1 protein-coding gene is annotated in these 452 nt (G+C 65.9%); it reads left to right on the forward strand.

The window, feature by feature from the left end; translation table 11 throughout:
* A partial coding sequence (locus tag ACFHWY_RS28840) for a transposase (RefSeq protein WP_416583380.1) occupies positions 1-426 on the forward strand: 426 nt, incomplete at its 5' end.
* Positions 427-452: the final 26 nt, after the last annotated feature.

Here is a 452-nt window from a genome sequence, read left to right on the forward strand (position 1 = left end):
GCCCGCCAGGACTGGGACAAGATCGCCAAAGCACTCAAGCCGGTCTACACCGCGCCGACCGAGGACGCGGCGACCGAACGGTTCCTCGAGTTCGCCGAGACCTGGGGAAAGAAGTACCCGGCGATCGTCAGGCTGTGGGAGAACGCCTGGGCCGAGTTCGTGCCCTTCCTCGCCTTCGACGTGGAAATCCGCAAGGTCATCTGCTCCACGAACGCGATCGAGAGCGTGAACGCCCGCATCCGCAAGGCCGTCCGCGCCCGCGGGCACTTCCCGAACGAGGCCGCCGCACTCAAGTGCGTGTACATGGCCTTGATGAGCCTCGACCCCACCAGCGCGGGCCGCCGGCGATGGACGATGCGCTGGAAGGCACCCTTGAACGCCTTCCAGATCACCTTCGAGGGCCGGCTCACCCCGGCCAACGACTGACCACCTCAACAACCAAGATCAGCCGT

The organism is Micromonospora sp. LOL_024 (assembly GCF_048060415.1).
GTDB lineage: Bacteria > Actinomycetota > Actinomycetes > Mycobacteriales > Micromonosporaceae > Micromonospora.